Origin of the sequence: Longimicrobium sp. (assembly GCF_036388275.1) — a bacterium.
Classification (GTDB): domain Bacteria; phylum Gemmatimonadota; class Gemmatimonadetes; order Longimicrobiales; family Longimicrobiaceae; genus Longimicrobium.
Window position 1 is genome coordinate 55,004 of the sequence record NZ_DASVSF010000059.1, and the last position, 18,851, is coordinate 73,854.

The window sequence follows — 18,851 nt, forward strand, 5'->3', positions numbered from 1 at the left end:
TCCATCCTCGCAGCGCGTGGCCCAGGGCCTCAATGCGACTCTGCACGACTCCCGCGCCATGACCGGGCCAGCCGCCGCCCCGGGCCACCCGATTCGCGTTCTCCTGGTGGAGGACGACGAAGACGACTTCGTGATCACCCGCGGCTTGCTGTCGGACGTGTCCGGGGCCGCCTTCGAGCTCGTATGGGCCGCCACCTGCGCAGAAGGGCTGCGCACCCTGGCGGGTGGGGAGTTCGACGTGGTGCTGCTGGACTACCGCCTGGGCAGGCACACCGCGCTGGATTTTCTGGGCCGCATGCCCCTGGCGGAGACCACGCCCCCCGTGATCCTGCTCACCGGCCGCGACGACACCGGGACCGACGTGGTCGCCATGCGCGCCGGGGCCGTCGACTACCTGGCCAAGGCCGGGCTCAACGCGACGATGCTGGAGCGCTCCATCCGGTACGCCGTCGAGCGGCACGGGGCGCAGCTGGCGCGGTATTCCGCCGAGCGGAAGTTCGAGATGCTCCTGGAGTCCGTGGGGGCCATCGTGTGGCAGGGCGACCCCGACACCCTCCAGTTCACCTACGTGAGCCAGGAGGCGGAGGTCCTGCTCGGCTATCCGCTGGAGATGTGGACGCGCGACCCGGGCTTCTGGTCCGGGCACATCCACGAAGACGACCGCGCCTGGGCGGTGGCGCTGTGCAGGGAAGCGGCAAGGAACAACGTACCGCGCACGTGCGACTACCGGATGATCGCCGCCGACGGGCGCACGGTCTGGCTGCGCGACATCGTGAAGGTGGTGAACGTGGGGGGAAGGCGCGAGCTGGCGGGGGTGATGGTCGACGTGACGCAGGCGAAGTCGGTGGAGCAGGACCTGAGGCTGCGCGACCGCGCCATCGCGGCGGTCGATGAAGGGATCATCATCACCGATCCGCACCAGCCCGACGACCCCATCGTCTACGTGAACCCGGGGTTCGAGCGCATGACAGGCTACCGGGCCGCCGAGGTCGTGGGCACCAACTGCCGCTTCCTGCAGGGCCCCGGCACCGACCCGGCAGCGGTCGCCGGAATCGGACGAGCGCTCCGGGCGGCGGAGCCCATCCGCACCGAGCTGCTCAACTACCGCAGCGACGGAACGCCCTTCTGGAACCGCCTTTCCATCACCCCCATCCAGGACGAGATGGGGTCGCTCACCCACTTCGTGGGGGTGCAGCGGGACGTTACCGACGAGCGGTCGCGCGAGCAGAAGATGCACCTGCTGGCCAGCGCCCTCGAAGGCCTCAACGAGCAGGGGGTCAGCATCGTCACCGCCGAGGGCGACTGGGTGTTCTCCAACCGTACGCACGGTCGGCTGCTGGGCTATGATGCCAGCGCCGACCCGGCACCCACCGTGGACGCGTTCCTTCCGGACGACGACGCGCGCCGCGAGTTCGAGCACATGCTGGCGACGGTGCGGAACACGGGGAGCTGGAGCGGACGCGTGCGCAGGCGGCGGCTTTCCGACGACGCGATCATCGTTCTCGATACCTTCGCCGGCGGGGTCGAGGACCAGGGCCGCACCCTCTTCTTCACCATCATCCAGGACGCCAGCGAAGCCATCGCCCACGAGAGGCACCTGCGCCGCGCCGAGCGGCTGGCGGGAATCGGCACGCTGGTGGCGGGCGTGGCCCACGAGCTGAACAACCCGCTGAGCGCGGTGCTGGGCTTTGCGCAGATGCTGCTCCTGGACGCCCGCTCGGAGTCCGAGCGCGACGACCTGCGCACGATCATCCGCGAGGCGGAGCGGATGGCGAACATCGTCTCGGACCTGCGGGCCGTCGCGCGCGACACGCAGGAGGAAACCGGCACGCGCGAGCCGATCGACCTGAACGACGTGGTTCGCCACGTCCTGAAGACCCGGGCGTACTCGCTTACGACGCGGAACGTGGAAACGAGCGAGGACTTGGCCCAGGGGCTCCCCATCGTTTCGGCCGACCGCGGCCAGCTGGAGCAGGTGCTGCTGAACCTGGTCGTCAACGCGGAGCAGGCCATGGGCGACAGCGGCGGCGAGCGCCGCCTGGCCGTGCGCACGCGCCCCGCGCCGAAGGGGGTTTCCGTCGAGATCACCGACACGGGAACGGGCATCCCAGGCCATTACCTCGACCGCATCTTCGACCCGTTCTTCACCACCAAGGCACCCGGGCAGGGGACCGGGCTGGGCCTTTCGCTGGTGCACAGCATCGTCACGGAGCACGGGGGCGAGATCCGGGTCGACAGCGAAGTGGGGCGGGGAACCACCTTCCGGATCGACCTTCCGGCGAGTGCCGCCGCCCCCGCGCCGGTTCCGGCGCCGGCGCGTAGCGACGAGCCCCCCGGCGCCCCGCTCCGCGTGCTGGTGGTGGACGACGAGGACCCCGTACGGCGGGTGCTCGTCCGCATTCTGCGCCGCCGCGGCCACCACGCCGACGAGGCGGCGGAAGGCGGGCAGGCGCTCCAGATCCTGGAATCGGACGAGCGGGGCTACGACGTGATCGTGTCCGACCTGCGCATGCCCGGGCTGGATGGCGAGGAGCTGCTGAAACGGCTGCAGGCGCGGGGCGACGGACTGGAGCGGCGGGTGCTCTTCCTCACGGGAGACATCGCCAGCGCCCAGGCGGCCCGCACGCTGGCCGAGGCCCGCGTGCCCGCGCTCGCGAAGCCGGTTTCGGCCGCGGAGTTCCTGGCCGCGGTGGAAAAGATCGGATACGCGGCGGGATCAGACCCGTGACGCAGGGACCGGCGCCGGACGCTCGGCGCCGGTGCGCTCGGCGCGCCCGTCCCCCGGCGCGGGGAGCCCCAGGAAGAAGGTGCTGCCCACCCCCGGCGCGCTATCCACCCAGATGCGCCCCCGGTGCAGGTCGGCGATGCGCCTGCAGATGGCGAGCCCCAGCCCGGTGCCGCCCTTCTCGCGGCTGTCCATCATCTCCACCTGCTCGAACGGCTCGAAGATGGCCGACAGCTTCTCGGCCGGGATGCCGCGTCCCTGGTCGCGGATGGAGAAGACCACCTCCGGCCCCGCCTCTTCCACCCCCAGCCATACGGTGGCGCCGGCGGGCGAGAACTTCACCGCGTTGGCCACCAGGTTGATCAGCACCTGCACGATGCGGTCGGGGTCGCACCAGACCCGCGTCTTCGCCGAGTGGGCGATCAGCCACACGCCGGCCGCCTCAGCCGCGGGCCGCACCACCTCCAGCGCCTGCGCGATCAGCTCGTCGGCCGGGTACCAGCGCGCCTCCACCGACACGTGGCCCGCGTTCAGGCGTTCCATGTCCAGCAGGTCGGCCACCAGCCGGAGCAGCCGCTCGGTGTTGCGCACCGCCATGTCGAGCATTTCCCGGCCGCGCTCGGGGCGTGCGGTCATGAGCCCGCCGGCCAGCAGCCCCAGCGACCCGCGCAGGGCGGTGAGCGGGGTGCGCAGCTCGTGGCAGACGATGGCGGGGATCTGCTCCTTGAGCCGCTCGATCTCCTTCCGCGCGCCGATGTCGCGGTAGATGCCGTAGACCCCCACCTGCCCGCGTTCCACCTCGATGGGCGCGCCCAGGACGGACACGCTGACCGGCGTGCCGTCCTTGCGGCGCCGGGTGACCTCGGCCGCCACCCGCTGGCCCGCCGCGACCCGGCTCGTGAGATCGGTGGCGTCGCCCTGGCTTCCGTCAGGAACGATCAGCGAGTTGATGGTCCTGCCCACCACCTCTTCTTCCGAGTAGCCGAACATCCGCGTGAACTCGGGGTTCACGCGCAGCACCCGGTCGTGCGGGTCCAGCAGCACCAGCCCGTCGGGGGCACTGGTGAAGAGCTGTTCCAGGCACGCGCGCTCCAGCTCCAGCGCGGCCTCGTAGCGGCTGCGCTTGAGGAGCTCCCGGCGAAGGTCGATCTCGCTCGCGGCGGAGCTCGCCAGGTCCGAGAGCAGCGCCACGTCGCGCGCCGTCCACTCGCGCGCCACCGCATCCAGCACGCACAGGCTGCCGATGGCGTGGCCGTCGCGCGTGATCAGCGGAATCCCCAGATACGACCCGATCTCCCCACGGATGACGGCGGGGTGCCTGCTCACCCGCGGATCGAGCCGCGCGTCGGGGATGACCACGGGGCGCCTGGAGACCACCGCGTGAAGGCAGAAGGAGCGCTCCAGCGGGCTGCTCTGGCCGGCGGCGTACTTCCCGGCGCTGCAGAACGCGCTCTTGCAGAACTCGCGTTCGTCGTCCAGCAGGTTCACCAGGGCGGCGGGCGTTTCCAGCAGGCCGGCCGCCAGCCGGGTGAGCCGGTCCAGGCACTCCTCGGCCGGCATGTCCAGCATCTCCGCCTCGTGCAGGGCCGACACGCGGCCCGGCGCGGAGGCGCGGGGGACCCATGGGTGAGTGCTGCCGTACATCGCGACCTCCTGGAAAATGCGCCGGATCGGCGCCTGGAATCACCGTTCGCTTGCCGCAGCCGGCCCAAGGTAGGCGAACACCGCGCCGCGGCTCGGCACATCCGCTAAGTGTATCGCGGACGTGCAATTATGGATAATAGCACAACTGGGCCGCACCGTGGCAGGGTGACCGATTCTGGGACATTCGACCGGCGGCGTCCCCGAAAAACGGCTTGGCGGCGGCGGATTCAGTCGCCGTGTCCGAATTGGCTACAGGTGAGCGGTGGGATCGGCTGCGCGAGGGCGCAAAGCACGCGGTGGGAAGAGCTTGGCGGCACGCGACGGCGGGCGGGGTGGAGCGGGGCCCGTCTTCACAGGTAGCTGAACCACCACTCCGTCCGGCGCTGCTTGACCGCCGCGAACCAGCGGCAGAGCGGGTAGAGGAGCGCCACGCCGGCGGCCCAGGCCAGGTAGGTTGCGCCCAGGCCGAACCCGGCGCCGGGCTGCGGCGGGGTGCCGCCCGGAAACCCGAACAGGTGGGCCGTGGGCCTGCCGGCCGCCAGCGACAGCCCCAGCCCCATGGCGTGCGCCACGAACCACTGCAGCACGTAGAAGAAGAGCGGAACGCGGCCGAAGATCACCAGCACCCGCCCCACGCGGCCGCGGGGCACGCGCTCCAGCCACGCCAGCGCGAGCAGCGCCGGCCCCAGCGTCATCAGCACGAACAGGAGCGACGGCGGGTACTTGTTCGTGTTCAGGAACGACAGGACGGTGAACGCCGCGTCCTTCTGCACCGCGAACGGAGCGGGATTGCCGTACACATTGGTGGCGCGCAGCAGCACGAATTGCACGATCATCGCCACGCCCAGCCGCGCCAGGAAGCGCTGGCGCCGCTCCGGCTCCCACCCGTACACGCCACCGAGCGCGTAGCCCGCCAGCATCACACCCAGCCAGGGAACCAGGGGATACGCCACCAGCGCCGGCGCGCCGAACAGCAGGATGAAGCCGGGCTGGTGAAGCACCATCCACAGCGTGCCGAGGGCATCGGGGCCTGGCGTGCCCGGACCGCCCCACCCCTGCACCACGATGGGATCCGCCAGGTTGTGCAGCGCGATGATCGCCACGCCCACCGCGCCCGTCGCCACTACCGGCAGGTGGACGAACGCGGCGAGCACGATCATCGAAACGCCGATCGCCCAGATCACCTGCAGCATCCCCGGGAACGCGCCGTAGTCCAGGTCGAACGCGATCCCGAAGCGCACGAGGGTGAACTCCAGCACCACCAGCCAGAAGCCGCGCGAGACCAGGAAGCGGGAGATCTCCGCCTTCGACTTTCCGCGGCGCAGCTGCAGCGCCACGCCCGTCCCCGCCAGCAGCACGAAGATGGGCGCGCAGAAGTGGGTCACCCAGCGGGTGAAAAAGAGCGCGACGGTGGTGCGGTCCAGGTTCGCGGCGTCGAACAGCGGCGCGTCGCGGTGCACGAACTCGCGCGTGTGGTCCAGCAGCATCAGCACCATCACCAGTCCGCGCAGCACGTCTACCGCGTCCACCCGCTTCTTCGGCGTGGCGGCGGGTGCGTGCGGGGGATCGGCGGGGGGCGGCGCCGAAGCGCGGGTGGTCTGCATGATGAACCAGGTGTGGCGGGGAGTGATGATCCGCGGCTACGATCCGCCCGCTGCCGTCGCGCGGGTCGTAAGTCCCTGCGCTTGCAGCCAGAAGTAGAACACGTCTACCCAGTGGTCGCTGCTCGTCCCCTGCTTGCGCGTGCCGAAGCCGTGGCCGCCGGTGGCAAAGACGTGCACCTCGGGCTGGATGCCCGCGGCGAGAAGGGCATCGTGAAAGCGGACCACCCGCCCCCGCGACACGCGGTCGTCCTGGGCCCACGCCAGGAAGGTGGGTGGCAGCCGGGCCGGGATCGCGGGAATCACGCCCAGCGGTCCCCCGTAGACCATCGCCGCGAAGCTGGGGCGCGCCGCGCTGTCCGGCTGCAGCAGCGCCCCGCTGGTGACCATGGCCCCGGCGGAAAAGCCGATCATCCCCACGCGGTCGGGAGAAATCCCCCACTCCGCCGCGTGCCGCCGCACCACGCGCAGGGCCTGGATCCCATCCGCGATGCCGTACCGTCCCGCGGTGTCCATGTCCATCTGCGGAATGCCCTCGCCCTTCTGCTCCACCGTGCGGTACTTGAGCACGAACGCGGCGATCCCCCGCTGCTGAAGCCAGCGCGCCAGGTCGGCGCCCTCCAGGCTGACGGTCAGCGCGATGAACGCTCCGCCGGGGGCGATGATCACCCCCGTCCCGGTCGCGTTGGACGAGTCCGGAAGGAACGCCGTCAGGGTGGGCGTCACCACGTTCTGGATCACCGTGCCGACCGGCGTATCCTCGTACACCTTCTCCTGGTGCGTCCAGCTCTCGGAGCCGGGCGCCACGCCGGGCCAGAGGTTCACCACCTGCGCGTTCGCCTCACCGAGCGTGAGGAGAACCGCCGCCGCTGCGCTGATCAAGATCGTCCTGAACATGATCGTCCTTCGAGGTGTGACTTTGCGAGATGCGGAGCTGGGCCGCCGGCTACGCATGTGCGCCCGCTCCGGACGCGCTGACGAGTCCGGGAAGGTACCGCTCACGGAGGATGGCGCCATGGTGAAGCTCGTGCCCGGCGATGATCCACGCCAGTGCGCGCACCGAGCATTCCGCGTCGCTGGCGAGGCCGCGGCGGGCGAGCGCTTCGGCTGACAACGGGCGGAAGAGCGCGATCGTGGCGAGGCGCACATGCTCGAACTCTTCGCCCAAGTCCGCGATCGTGCGGGCGTCGGAGTCGGCGCCCGCCACGAACTGGTCCTGGTCCATGGAGGGCAGCGGCGCCGCGTCGCCCCGGGCAAAGTGGAGCGCGCGATACGCCATCACCCGCTCCGTGTCGATCACGTGCCCCAGCACCTGGCGGATGCTCCACTTCCCGGGAAGATAACGATATCCACCATCCCCCTCATCCATGCCCCGCATCCACGCCAGCGTGCCGGCCAGCTGGGATCGCAGCGTGAGCAGCACGTCGCCGTCGGGGACGAGCCCGACGTAGCGGCTGAAGTACGGGGGATGCTCGGATGCATCGGGGCGCGGAATCATGGGCGGCGTGCGATTGGGGGTGCTTGCATCCATCGATTGCTGCTCTCATAATAAACGAGAACGGTCTGGCGGGAAGGGCCGTTATCCACGTATCTGCAGGACCATTGTCAGTGGGGTACGGCGTGCCGAAGAAGCCCGGCGGGGTGGGACTGGAGGTGCTGGAGCTTCAGCGGAACGCCGCGCCGCTCAACCTGCAGATCTATCGCTCCCTTCGCGGCGCCATTCTCGCCCGCCGCCTGGCACCCGGGGTGCGCCTCCCCTCCACGCGGTCGCTCGCTTCCGACCTGGCGGTGTCGCGAAACACGGTGGAAGAGGCGTTCTCGCGGCTCCGCGCCGAGGGGTTCATCGAGCGGCGCACGGGCGACGGGACGTACGTCGCGATCATCGATCGGGTGCTGCAGCCCGAACCTTCGGCACGGGCCGCGCTTCCCTCCGCTGCACGCCGCCTCGCCGCCCGCGCTGCCGCCTTCACTCCGTCGTCGTTCTCGGCGGATCCCAGCGTGCCGCGTGCCTTTTCGGGGGGCTCGGCCGCCGTGGAAGCCTTTCCGCTGGACATCTGGCGTGGCCTCGTTTCCCGCGGCATGCGGCGGCTGGGGCGGCGCAGCCTTGGGTACGGCGATCCGGCGGGATATGGGCCGCTGCGCGAGGCGATCGCGTCGTACGTGGCCACGTCGCGCGGCGTGATGTGCCAGCCGGAACAGGTGATCGTTCTCACGAGCTCGCAACAGGCGCTGGACGTGGCCATCCGCGTGCTTACGGATCCCGGCGACGCGGTGTGGCTGGAAGAGCCCGGCTATCCCGGGGCGCGGGCGGCGTTCATCCTCAACGGTGCGCGCATCGTTCCGGTGCCGGTAGATGGCGACGGGCTGCAGGTGAGCGAGGGCGTGCGTGCCGCCCCCGACGCGCGGCTGGCCTACGTGACGCCCTCGCACCAGTATCCGCTGGGCGTAACGATGAGCCTGGAAAGGCGGCTGGAGCTGCTGGACTGGGCGCGGGGCGCCGGCGCCTGGATCATCGAGGACGACTACGACGGCGAGTTCCGCTTCGATGGACGCTCCCCGGCGGCCATCCAGGGCATCGACCAGGACGCGCGGGTGGTCTACACGGGCACCTTCAGCAAGGTGCTGTTTCCGTCCATCCGCCTGGCCTACGCCATCGTCCCCGCGGACTTGGTGGCGCCCTTCACCATCGCGCGCGGCTTGCTGGATGGGCACACGGCGCTCCTTCACCAGGTCGCGCTCGCCGAGTTCTTCGCCGAGGGGCACTTCGGCGTGCACGTCCGCCGGCTGCGTGGCCTGTACCGCGAGCGGCGCGACGTGCTGGTGGACGAGGTGAACCGCACGCTGGCCGGACGGATGCGCCTGGGCCCGGCCGATGGCGGGATGCACGTCGTCGGCTACCTCGCGGATGCCGAGGACGACGTCCGCACCGCCGCGCGCGCCGCGGAGGAAGGCGTGGACGTGCACCCGCTCGCCCGCTACTACGTGGGCCCGCCCGCGGCGCGTGGCCTGGTGCTCGGGTACGGCGCACTCGCCCCGGACGCCATCCGCGCCGGCGTGCAGGCCCTCGCCCGATGCCTGTAGCGGCGGCTTACGAGATTGAACGCGACCTGACACCCCTGACGAATTGGATATCGAGATGAGACGTGCAATCGCGGTAGCCGCCCTGTGCCTGAGCGGCGCCTGCACCACACCCGCGCAGGTCGCCCCCGGCCCGGTGCAGGCCGCCCCCACTCCCGCCGCGCAGGCCGACGCGGGACCGCTCTCGATCGGCGAGACGTTCACGATGCCGTCCGCCGCGCTGAACGAGACGCGGCGCATCAACGTGTATCTGCCGCCCGGATACCAGGAAGCCGCGGCGCACCGCTTTCCCGTGCTCTACATGCCCGACGGCGGGATGGCGGAGGATTTTCTGCACGTGGCGGGGCTGGTGCAGGTGGGCGTCGGCAACGGGACGATGCGCCCGTTCATCCTCATCGGAATCGAGAACACCGAGCGCCGCCGCGACATGACTGGGCCGACCACGGTGGAGGCCGACAGGCGGATCGCGCCGCGCGTCGGCGGCTCGGCGGCGTTCCGCACGTTCATCCGTACGGAACTGATGCCACGCATCCGCGAGCGCTACCGGACGACCGACGAAACGGCCATCGTGGGCGAATCGCTGGCCGGCCTGTTCGTCGTGGAAACCTTCCTGCTCGAGCCCGCGCTGTTCGACACCTACATCGCCTTCGATCCCAGCCTCTGGTGGAACGGCCAGGCGCTGGTGCGCGGCGCGGGCGAACGCCTTCGCGCGCAGCCCGTCGCGGGGAAGACGGTATACCTGGCCAGCAGCGGGGATGCCGGGCTGGAGGAGCCCATCCGCACGCTGGCGGCGGACCTCCGGGCCAGCGAAGCGCGCGGCCTGCGCTGGTTCTACCACCCGATGCCGGAGGAGAAGCACGCCACGATCTATCACCCTGCGGCGCTGCGTGCCTTTCGCACCGTGTTCAAGCCGGCCTCGTAGCCGCTCGCGGCCAGCACCCGGAATAGAGCGAGGCCGGCGATCAGGTGATCGTCGGCCCGCATGGCTTACGGTGCGTGCCGAGGCCGTTCAGGCGGGGCTCAGGACCTTGCTGCTGGACCAGCCCGCGGTACCGGCGCCGTTGTCGATCTTCCACCAGTCTCGGCCGTCGACCAGCTGCGGCCCATCGGTGATCGCCACTTGGGTGCCACCGCGCAGCACCCCCACCTCGTCCGAGTTCACCCCCGCGGCCACGCGAACCCTGCCGTCCTGGTTGAAGACGGCCTTGCCGCCCTTCGTCAGCGCCCCCTGCGTCAGTGTGCCGATGCGGACCGCGGCCAGCTCGGCGGCACCGCCGTTGAAGCGGTCGCGGTCCACGCCACCGCCGATTCCGTTCACCGTGCCCTGGTCGGTGTACTGCCACACCGTGTACTTCGTCCAGCCGCCCACCAGCTTAGGCGTGGCCCCGCCGTAGCTCGCGATCCAGAGGGGGCACCTGCCGGCGAACGCCGTGGAGTTGTCGGTCAGCTCCTTCCAGGCGGACGGATACGTGTAGATCATCGGCGCGCGGCCGATCGCCGCTTCCACGGCGTCGACCACCACCTTCACCCGTGCGACGACCTCGGACCTGGGATAGGTGATCGGCCCGCCGCCATCGCCCGGCGCCTCCACGTCGATGGCCGGAAGGAGATCGCCGGGCTCCCGGGCACCCAGGTTGGCGAGGAAGTGCTTCGCCTGTGCCGCGGGGTCTACGTCGTGGCGGTAGAAGTGGTACATCCCGGCCACGATGCCCACCTCACGGCACCGGGCGAGGTTCTTTTCCGCACGCGGGTCCACGAAGCTCTTTCCCTCGGTCGCCTTGAGGATCGCGAACGCGATGCCGGCATCCTTGACCTTGTCCCAGCCGATTGCGCCCTCATGATGCGAGACGTCGACGCCTTCCAGGTTCGGCATGATTTCCTCTTCGGTATTGAGTCGATGCGCTTGGCGAATATGCGAGCCTTTCCAAGAAGCGTCGCGCCGCACGGATGCGCAAGCATCGTGATTCGGGGGCTGTGGTGGGCTCGACGGGGGCGCCGTAAACTCCAGGGACGATCATTCGCAACGATCCCGTAACGGGGCGGATTCTCCGACACTTCCGCGGCGGGTTTCCGTACGGATGCGCACCGGGCGGGCTGTTCCCGCTCCCGGGCGGCGGGTAGATTGGCCGCGCAACACCCGCCGTTCCACAAAGCCCGCGAAACGGAACCTGCATGCCCCGACGCTACGACGATCTACAGCCGGAGGAGCTGCCCGAGGTGCTGCGCGAGGCCGTTCGCCGGCAGGACGTGGACGAACGCGAGCGCGAGCTGCGGATGGACCGCGAAAGCTACGAGCAGGCCGCGCAGGAGATGGGAATCTCGCGCGTGGAGCTGGACCGCGCCGCCGCCGCCTCGCACGCCGCCACCGTGACGCGCATCCGCCGCGGCCGCCGCATCCGCAACACTGTCACGGGTGCGGCCATGGCCCTCCTCGCGGTGGCCGGCGTGTACCGCGTCGCCAACCCGCCCGAGCCGGAGCCCGCCGCGTGGACCTTCGAAAGCACCGCGCAGGCATGGTCCGGCGACTTCAACCCGCGCTCGACGGGCAGGGCGGGGCAGGAGGGCGGGCGCGGGGTGATCCAGGTGGAGCGCTTCGTGGCCGAGGATGACGGGCGCTACTGGGCCAACCTCAACACCGCCTCCGTTCCGCCCTCGCTGAAGGGCCACGAAACCATCACCCTGCGCATCCGCGGCGACGGCGGGCTGGGCCGCGCGCGGCTCTTCGTGGAGAACGGGGCTACCGAGCGCTGGCGCTCCCCCGACATCCCCGTGGGGACGGAGTGGCGCACCGTTACCTTTCGCATGGACCAGCTGGAGCACCAGATCCGCCCCGACTCGCGCAGTTCCTGGCGCGGGGAGCGCGGCGGCGCGCCCGGCGCCGTGACGGGCGTTTCCCTCAAGGTAGGCCACCCCTTCAATCCCACAGATGCCCGAGGCCGCGTGGAAGTGGACGATCTCCGGATCGACTAGCGCGCCCGCGCGAGCCGTCCCGGACGAAGCCCCCGATCCCTTCGGCGTGCAGCCCGTGTACTCGGTCCGTCTCGGCGAGCGCACGCACACGGCCGCCGATCCGCGCGTGCTGCGCCGTCTGCCGGGCGCGCCGCGCGGCGTGGATGCGGCCGCGCTGCACGGCTACCTCTGCTTCTCCCATCCGCCCGGATCGCAGACGCTGTTCGACGGCGTCGCGCGCATGCCGGAGCCCGCGCCCTGGCGCGAGCGTCCCGCGCCGGTGGACGAGGACTCCGCCGTGCGCACCCTGCAGACGCTGCTCGCCGCCTCGGTGCAGCGGATGCTGGGCACAGAACGCGACGTGGGCGTCTACCTGTCCGGCGGGCTGGACAGCAGCCTGGTCGCAGCGCTGCTGGCCCGCGCGGGGGCCCGCGTGCACCTCTTCTCGCTGGACTTCGGGCCGCCGTGGGACACGGAGCTGGAGCACGCGCAGGCCGTGGCCGCGCACCTGGGCCGCCCGCTCCACCGCGTCCGCGCCCGTCCGCGCGACGTAAGCCGCGCGCTCCAGCCTACGGCCGCCGCGCTGCACCAGCCGTTCGGCGATCCGGTGACCGTGCCGCTGTACCTGCTGGGCCAGGCGGCGCGCGAGACCGTCTCCACCGTCTTCAACGGTGAGGGCGGCGACCAGCTGTTCGGCGGCTGGGCGACGAAGCCGATGCTGGCGGCCGAGGCGTACGGCGGCGCAGGGTACAGCCGCGAGGCCGCCTACCTTGCCACGTACCACCGCTTTCACGGCGCGGAGGCGCAGCTGCTCACGCCGGCCGCCATGGAGGCGATCGGGACGAGGGACGCGGGGGCGTGGCTGCGGCCGGCGCTGGACGCAGATGGCCTGCCGACGCTCCTCCATCGCCTGCGCGCGGCCAACATCCGGCTGAAGGGCGCGCAGAACATCGCCCCGCGGATGACGCAGCTGGCGGCGGCGCACGGGCTGCAGGCGCGAGCGCCCTTCATGGACCGCGCGCTGGCGGAGTGGACGTTCACGCTTCCCGCGGACTTCTTCCTGCGCGGCACCAGCGAAAAGCACCTGCTGAAGCGGGCCGCCAAGGGGCTGCTTCCTCCCGCGCTGATCGACCGCCCCAAGCGGGGGATGGGCGTGCCGGCGACGGAGTGGCTACGCGGCTGGCTGAGCCCGTTGCGGTGGGAGGCGGCCCGGCGCCTGTCGCCCCGGCGGCTGCGGCGTGAGGAGTGGTTCCGGCCGGAGTCCGTGGCCGCCCTGCGCCGCGGGGACGACGATCCGGGCGAGACGCGCCGCCGCCGCGGCGGCGAAAAGCTGTGGGCGCTGCTGATGCTGCACCTGTGGATGGACGCGCAGGATCCGCCGCTGGACTGGAGGATCTCGTGACGCGCCCTCATCCGCCGCTTTCATCCCCCGACCTGGCGATTGCATGAAGTGCATTTACTGCGGAACGGATTCGAAGCTGCGCCAGCGGACGGAGGGGCGGTGTCCCGGGTGCCGTCACCCCTTCGCCTTCGAGCCGACCAAGGACCGGCACAGGGTCACCGACGGCCAGTTCGAGAACGCCATGGAGCGCGTCTCGGGAAACGGCAAGGTGCTGTTCACGGAGCGGCACCTGTGGTACGAGTTCAACCGGCGGTGGATGAAGCCCGGCTTCTGGCGCAGCCTGTACGCCAAGCTTGCGTTCGCGGGCGCTCCGCAACCGCCCCGGCCGCCGCGCATCGCCTTTCCGGAGTGGGAGCAGCGGTACCTGCGGCGGTGGAAGGAGGTGCACGGCGACGTCGCCGGGCTGCTCCCCGTGCGCCAGGTGGCGGCGCCCGCCCTGCCGCGCGAGGTGCCGGCGGACGTGGCCGCCTTCTCGTTCGACCGCGCGGTGGTCACGGACACTTGGGAGACGGCGCAGGTGCTGGTGGCCAACCGCTTTCACTTCGAGCACAACTGCGCCGTGCTGAGCCGCGACGGCTATCCGGACGGGATCGCCGGCACGGTGAAGGAGATGCTGCGCCGCAACCCGCGCCTGACCGTCTTTGCGCTGCACGACGCCACCCCGGGCGGATGCCTGCTTCCGCTGACCCTGCGGGAGCAGGAATGGTTTCCGGACCCGGCCGTGAGCATCGTAGACCTGGGGCTGCGGCCGGAGACGGTGCGGCGGCTGCGCATTCCCGCGCTGGCCGGCACCCCGCGCACGCTTCCGCCGCGGCTGGGGGAGATCCTGCCGCCCGAGGACGTGGCGTGGCTGGCCAGGGGGCACACGGGAGAGCTGGCCGCCCTGCACCCCGCGCAGGTGCTGCGCGCCGCCTACCAGGGCATCGTCGCCGCCGGGCCCAACGACGGCTCCGCGTCCGGCGGGGCTGACGGCGGCGGCGGGGGCGACACGTACTACGGCGGCGGGGTGATCTGGGTGGGCGACCTCGGCGGCGGCACCGACACCGCGGCGGTGGACGGGTTCGGATGAGGGCGGCGACGTGAAGTGCGTTCATTGCGGAAGGATCTCCCGGCTGCGCGAGCGGACGGACGGGCGCTGTCCCGGGTGCCAGCACCGGTTCGCGTTCGACCCGGAGGCCCGGCCGGCAGCCGGCACCGACGCCGAGTTCCAGGCCGCCATCGACCGCGTCTCCGGCGGGGGCCAGCTGCGGTTCACCACCCGCCAGCTGTGGCTCGCCGTGCACGGAAAATCGACGATGCCGCCCTTCCCGCCCGTCAGCGAAGGGTTCATCGTGCTGCCCGCGCTGGGTTTCGCCCTGCCGGGGCTTTTCATGGCGGCGTTTGCCGAGCCGGGAATGCTGATCCTGGCCGTCGTGGGCGGCATGGTGGGGGCGGCGCTCGGCTGGGGCGCTGCCCAGACCGCGAGGGACCGGTACGCGGACCAGCTCAGGCCTTGCCTTCCGTTCGACGTCTTTTTGAGTGGGCAGCTCCGGCCGTGGGTGGAGGTGCACGGCAAGATCCCCGGCCTGCTGTCGCCGCACGGCACGGACGTCGCCACCGCGCCGCCGCAGGTGCCGGCGGACGTGGCCTCTTGGGACCGCGCCGTGGTGACGGACCGGCGGGAGACGGCGAAGGTGCTGGTCGCCAACGGCTTCGACATCGAGCACAAATGCGCCGTGCTGAGCCGGGACGGCTACCCTGACGGCGCTGCGGACACGATCAAGGGGGTGCTGCGCCGCAACCCGCGCCTGACCGTGTTCGCGCTGCACGACGCCAGCCCCGACGGATGCCAACTCCCGCTGGACCTCCGCGAGCCGGGGTGGTTTCCGGAGCCGTCGGTGCGCGTGGTAGACCTGGGGCTGCAGCCGGAGACGGTCAGGCGCCTGGAGCTTCCGTGGATCCCGGGCAGCCCCGTGCAGTGGCCGTCGTGGACCCCGGAGCTCATCGAGCTGCTTTCGTACGAGGACCGGCGGTGGCTGGCCGTGGGGAACGTCTTCGAGCTGGCCGCCCTGCCGTCCGCGCACCTGATGCGGGTGGCGTACGAGGGGATCGTGGCCGCGGGGCCCAACGACGGCTCCGACCGCGACCCGGCGTACGACGACGCCCCCTGGACCGGCGTCGCGGCCTGGTTCAAGTCCCTGACCGGCGGCGGCCCGGACGCGGCCGTGGTGGACGGCTTCGGATGACAGCGTTCGCGGGCGTGTTCGGCGGCCGCGATCCGGCCGCGGCGCTCCGGCGCCTGGGTTTCGAGCCGGCGTGGAGCGAGGGCGAGGCGGCCTTCGCGGGCGTGGTGGAGCGGGCGCAGGACGGTGGATGGATCGCGTGCGGGGACGTGGTCCTGGACAACGCGGGCGAGCTGCGTTCAATGCTGGGCCTTCCCGGCGCGTCGCAGCTGGCCCTCCTGGCGGAACTGGTTCGCAAGCACGGGGCGGACGCCGGCCGGCACGCGCTGGGGATGTACGCCGCTGCGGTGTGGCTCCCCGCCGAGCGCCGGGTCTGGCTGCTTCGCGACGGCGCGGGGGCGCGGACGCTGTATTGGACGGGGGATGAGTCGCGGGGCTGGAGCTTCGCCTCGGCGCCGCGCCCGCTGCGGCGCGCGGCGGGCGTTCCGGGAGACCTCGACGCGGTGGCCCTGCGCGACTACCTGACCTGCGCCTTCGTCCCGGGCGAGCGGACGATGTGGCGCGGCATATCCGAACTGCGCCCCGGGACGGCCCTCTCGCTTCCCGACGTCCGCGCGCACGTGTTCTGGGAGCCCGTGGAGCGCATCGAGGACGCGGATGCGCCGCTGGAGGTGCACGCGGCGCGGCTGCGCGAACTGATTGACGGGGCGGTGCGGGTGCGGCTGCCAGCCTCCGGTCCGGTCGGCGTCTATCTCTCGGGTGGCGTGGACAGCAGCCTGGTGACGGCGCTGGCGGCGCGGATGGCGCCGGGGCCCGTGCACACCTTTTCGCTGCACTTCGGCGGGGGGTACGCCAATGAGTTGGAGTGGTCGTCGCGGGTGGCGCGGCACTGCGGAACGCGGCACCACGTGCTGGAGTTTCCCGCATCCGTCATCCAGAAGCACCTGCCGGAAAGCCTGGCCGTGCTCGACGACCCCATCGGCGACCCGCTCACCACGCCCAACCTGCTCATCGGGCGGGCGGCCGCGGGGGTGACGGGCACCATCCTGAACGGCGAGGGCGGCGACCCCAGCTTCGGAGGCCCCAAGAACACGCCGATGCTTCTGCACGCCCTGTACGGGGGCGCGGATGACCTGACTGGGGCCTACCTGCGCTCCTTCGGCAAGTGCTGGGACGACCTTCCCGCGCTGCTGACGGACGACGTGAAGGCCGCGCTGGACGACGAGCCGCCGGCGGGCTGGTGGTTCGGGCCGCGGCTGGTGGACGGGGGGATGCGGCACTTCCTCAACCGGCTGCTGGACGTGAACGTGCGCTTCAAGGGCGCCGACCACATTCTCACCAAGGTCGCCAACCTGACGGCGGCGAACGGGCTGATGGGCCGCTCGCCGCTGGCGGACCGCCGGGTGATCGACGCCAGCTTCGCCATTCCGCCCGAGCACAAGCTGGCCGGCACGGTGGAAAAGGCCGTCCTCAAGGCCGCCGTTGCCGACCTGCTGCCGGCGGAGGTGGTGCATCGTCCCAAGAGCGGGATGCTGGTTCCCGTGCAGGCTTGGTTCCAGAACGAGCTGCGCCCCTACGCCCGCGCCATGCTCCTGGACCGGAACGCGCGGACGAGGCCGTACTTCGATCCGCGGACGGTGAAGGAATGGCTCGACACGCCCAAGGTGCCCAAGCGGGGTGTGAAGATCTGGCTGCTGCTGACGATGGAAGTATGGCTGCGGGCGAACGAGTGAGGGGCTCGGCCCGCTGGGGCGACTGAAGTCGCGGCAACAAGGGCCCAAAGTCCGCCTTCGCGGACTGCCCTCGTAGTCGAGTGCGCGGAACCAGCCGAAGCGCGCCGGGCTGGCTCCCTTCCCCCGCGCAGTTTGCGGGGGAAGGGCTGGGGATGGGGGGCGGCAGCCGCATGCGAACCACCCAGCCCGATCCGGTATGAAGTTCTCCCCTCCCCGCACGCGCAGCATGCGGGGAGGGGCCGGGGGAGGGGCCACCCGCGGCATGCGAGGCAGCCCGTCGAACCCCGGTCGAAGTTCTTCCGGGGCCTCGGCCCGGCTGGGGCGACTGAAGTCGCGGCGTCGCGGCAACAAGGGCCCGAAGTCCGCCTTCGCGGACTGCACGCATAGTCGAGTGCGCGGAACCAGCCGAAGCGCAATCGAATTCTCCCCTCTCCCGCTTGCGGGAGAGGGGCCGGGGGAGAGGGCAGCCGAGGCATGCGCCGGCGCAATTCGAAACGCCCCGACGTCGCGGCCTCTGCACCGTTGACCGCTGCCGCGCCCGGGCCTGGAAGTGCCCGAGGCTAGATCCTTCGCCCCGCGACGCACGGTGTGCGGGCCGGCACCGTGCGCCTGGGGCTCAGGATGACAGGGTTGGTCGCCCGCCCCGGGCTCCGGGTACGCACGCGGCTGGCTCCCTTCCCCCGCGCAGTTTGCGGGGGAAGGGCTGGGGATGGGGGGCGGCGGCGGCATGCGAACCACCCAGCCCCATCCGGTATGAAGTTGTCCTTCCCCTGAGATTCGCACTGAAATGAGCACGACAAGCGACTTCGTTCCCCTGGAGATCCGCGACGGCCTGCTGGTGGACCTGGCGGACGACGCGTATCCCACCCGGGTGTTCGGCTGGCGTGCGGACGCGCTGGCGCTGGAGGAGGACGCGACGCATTACGGGATGGCGATCCAGGATGGCTGCACGGTAGAGACGGAGGCCGGGCGCTTTTCACTGCGCGCGGGGATGTTCTTCGTGGCGCCCGGCGCGGCGCGGGTGCAGGGCGGGGCGGGGATGGTCATCTCGCGGCTGGGGTACCGCGGTCTCTTTTCGCTCGGCGGGCCGGTGGAAGCCGCCGGGCGCCTGCGCTACATCGACGGCTGCTCCGACACGCTGCTGGTGTGCCCGCCGGTGCTGGGCGAGCCCTGCCTGAACCACCTGCACATGCCGCCGGGGACGGACCAGACCGCGCACACCCATCCGTCCGAGCGGATCGGCGTGATCGTTCGCGGCACGGGCGAGTGCCGCACGCCGGGCGGCACCTTCGCGCTGCGTCCGGGAATGGGGTGGCGCATTCCCACCGGCACCCTGCACTCGTTCTTCACCCGCGGCGAGGCGCTGGACGTGCTCGCCTGGCATCCGGACAGCGACTTCGGCCCCACGCACGATCATCACCCCATGGTGAACCGCACGATGGTCAACGGCGTCTCCGCCTCGAGCATCGACGAGATCCGCACGGCGGAGATGTAACGCAGACGCCGCCGCTCGGGAGTGAGCGGCGGCGTCTCGTGTGTTGATGACGAAGCTTGGAC

General features: G+C 71.3%; 14 protein-coding genes. 9 read left to right on the top strand and 5 right to left on the bottom strand.

Annotated elements, in window-relative coordinates:
- Positions 1-58: 58 nt before the first annotated feature.
- On the top strand, positions 59-2,728 hold the full coding sequence (locus VF632_RS12155) for a response regulator (protein ID WP_331023161.1): 2,670 nt from the start codon (positions 59-61) through the stop codon (positions 2,726-2,728).
- On the opposite strand, the gene VF632_RS12160 is transcribed toward VF632_RS12155, so the two are convergent.
- The 4 genes from VF632_RS12160 to VF632_RS12175 form a co-directional block, all read right to left on the bottom strand.
- Positions 2,717-4,369: an ATP-binding protein gene (locus VF632_RS12160; RefSeq protein WP_331023162.1), complete on the bottom strand. Its 1,653-nt coding sequence runs from the start codon at positions 4,367-4,369 to the stop codon at positions 2,717-2,719. The genes VF632_RS12155 and VF632_RS12160 overlap by 12 nt on opposite strands.
- A gap of 350 nt (positions 4,370-4,719) precedes the next feature.
- Positions 4,720-5,973: a DUF1624 domain-containing protein gene (locus VF632_RS12165; protein WP_331023163.1), complete on the bottom strand. Its 1,254-nt coding sequence runs from the start codon at positions 5,971-5,973 to the stop codon at positions 4,720-4,722.
- Between the two features lie 36 nt (positions 5,974-6,009).
- Positions 6,010-6,867 carry an alpha/beta hydrolase gene (locus tag VF632_RS12170; RefSeq protein ID WP_331023164.1) on the bottom strand — a complete coding sequence of 286 codons (858 nt, stop codon included), beginning with the start codon at positions 6,865-6,867 and terminating at the stop codon, positions 6,010-6,012.
- 49 nt (positions 6,868-6,916) lie between these two features.
- Positions 6,917-7,501, bottom strand: a complete 585-nt coding sequence (locus VF632_RS12175; protein WP_331023165.1) for a DinB family protein — start codon at positions 7,499-7,501, stop codon at positions 6,917-6,919.
- Positions 7,502-7,590: 89 nt separating this feature from the next.
- Here VF632_RS12175 and VF632_RS12180 point away from each other — a divergent pair, with 89 nt between their 5' ends.
- On the top strand, positions 7,591-9,051 hold the full coding sequence (locus tag VF632_RS12180; protein WP_331023166.1) for a PLP-dependent aminotransferase family protein: 1,461 nt from the start codon (positions 7,591-7,593) through the stop codon (positions 9,049-9,051).
- 55 nt (positions 9,052-9,106) lie between these two features.
- Positions 9,107-9,970: an alpha/beta hydrolase gene (locus VF632_RS12185; RefSeq protein ID WP_331023167.1), complete on the top strand. Its 864-nt coding sequence runs from the start codon at positions 9,107-9,109 to the stop codon at positions 9,968-9,970.
- An 87-nt stretch (positions 9,971-10,057) separates the two neighbouring features.
- Here VF632_RS12185 and VF632_RS12190 read toward each other — a convergent pair whose 3' ends face one another.
- Positions 10,058-10,921, bottom strand: a complete 864-nt coding sequence (locus VF632_RS12190; RefSeq protein ID WP_331023168.1) for a GH25 family lysozyme — start codon at positions 10,919-10,921, stop codon at positions 10,058-10,060.
- A gap of 299 nt (positions 10,922-11,220) precedes the next feature.
- On the opposite strand from VF632_RS12190, the gene VF632_RS12195 reads away from it, so the two are divergent.
- The 6 genes from VF632_RS12195 (at position 11,221) to VF632_RS12220 (ending at position 18,789) form a co-directional block, all read left to right on the top strand.
- On the top strand, positions 11,221-12,018 hold the full coding sequence (locus tag VF632_RS12195) for a hypothetical protein (protein ID WP_331023169.1): 798 nt from the start codon (positions 11,221-11,223) through the stop codon (positions 12,016-12,018).
- Entirely contained in the window at positions 11,975-13,399 is a 1,425-nt protein-coding gene (locus tag VF632_RS12200) for an asparagine synthase C-terminal domain-containing protein (protein WP_331023170.1), read from the top strand. The genes VF632_RS12195 and VF632_RS12200 overlap by 44 nt, the downstream gene beginning before the upstream one ends.
- Positions 13,400-13,442: 43 nt before the next feature.
- Complete coding sequence (locus VF632_RS12205) at positions 13,443-14,468, top strand: hypothetical protein (RefSeq protein WP_331023171.1); 1,026 nt, start codon at positions 13,443-13,445, stop codon at positions 14,466-14,468.
- Positions 14,469-14,478: 10 nt separating this feature from the next.
- Entirely contained in the window at positions 14,479-15,624 is a 1,146-nt protein-coding gene (locus VF632_RS12210; protein WP_331023172.1) for a hypothetical protein, read from the top strand.
- A complete protein-coding gene (locus tag VF632_RS12215; protein WP_331023173.1) occupies positions 15,621-17,294 on the top strand; it encodes an asparagine synthase C-terminal domain-containing protein in 1,674 nt (557 codons plus the stop codon). Before VF632_RS12210 ends, VF632_RS12215 begins: the two co-directional genes overlap by 4 nt.
- 787 nt (positions 17,295-18,081) lie before the next feature.
- Positions 18,082-18,789, top strand: coding sequence for a cupin domain-containing protein (locus VF632_RS12220; RefSeq protein ID WP_331023174.1), 708 nt, complete (start codon positions 18,082-18,084; stop codon positions 18,787-18,789).
- The last annotated feature ends 62 nt before the right edge of the window (positions 18,790-18,851 follow it).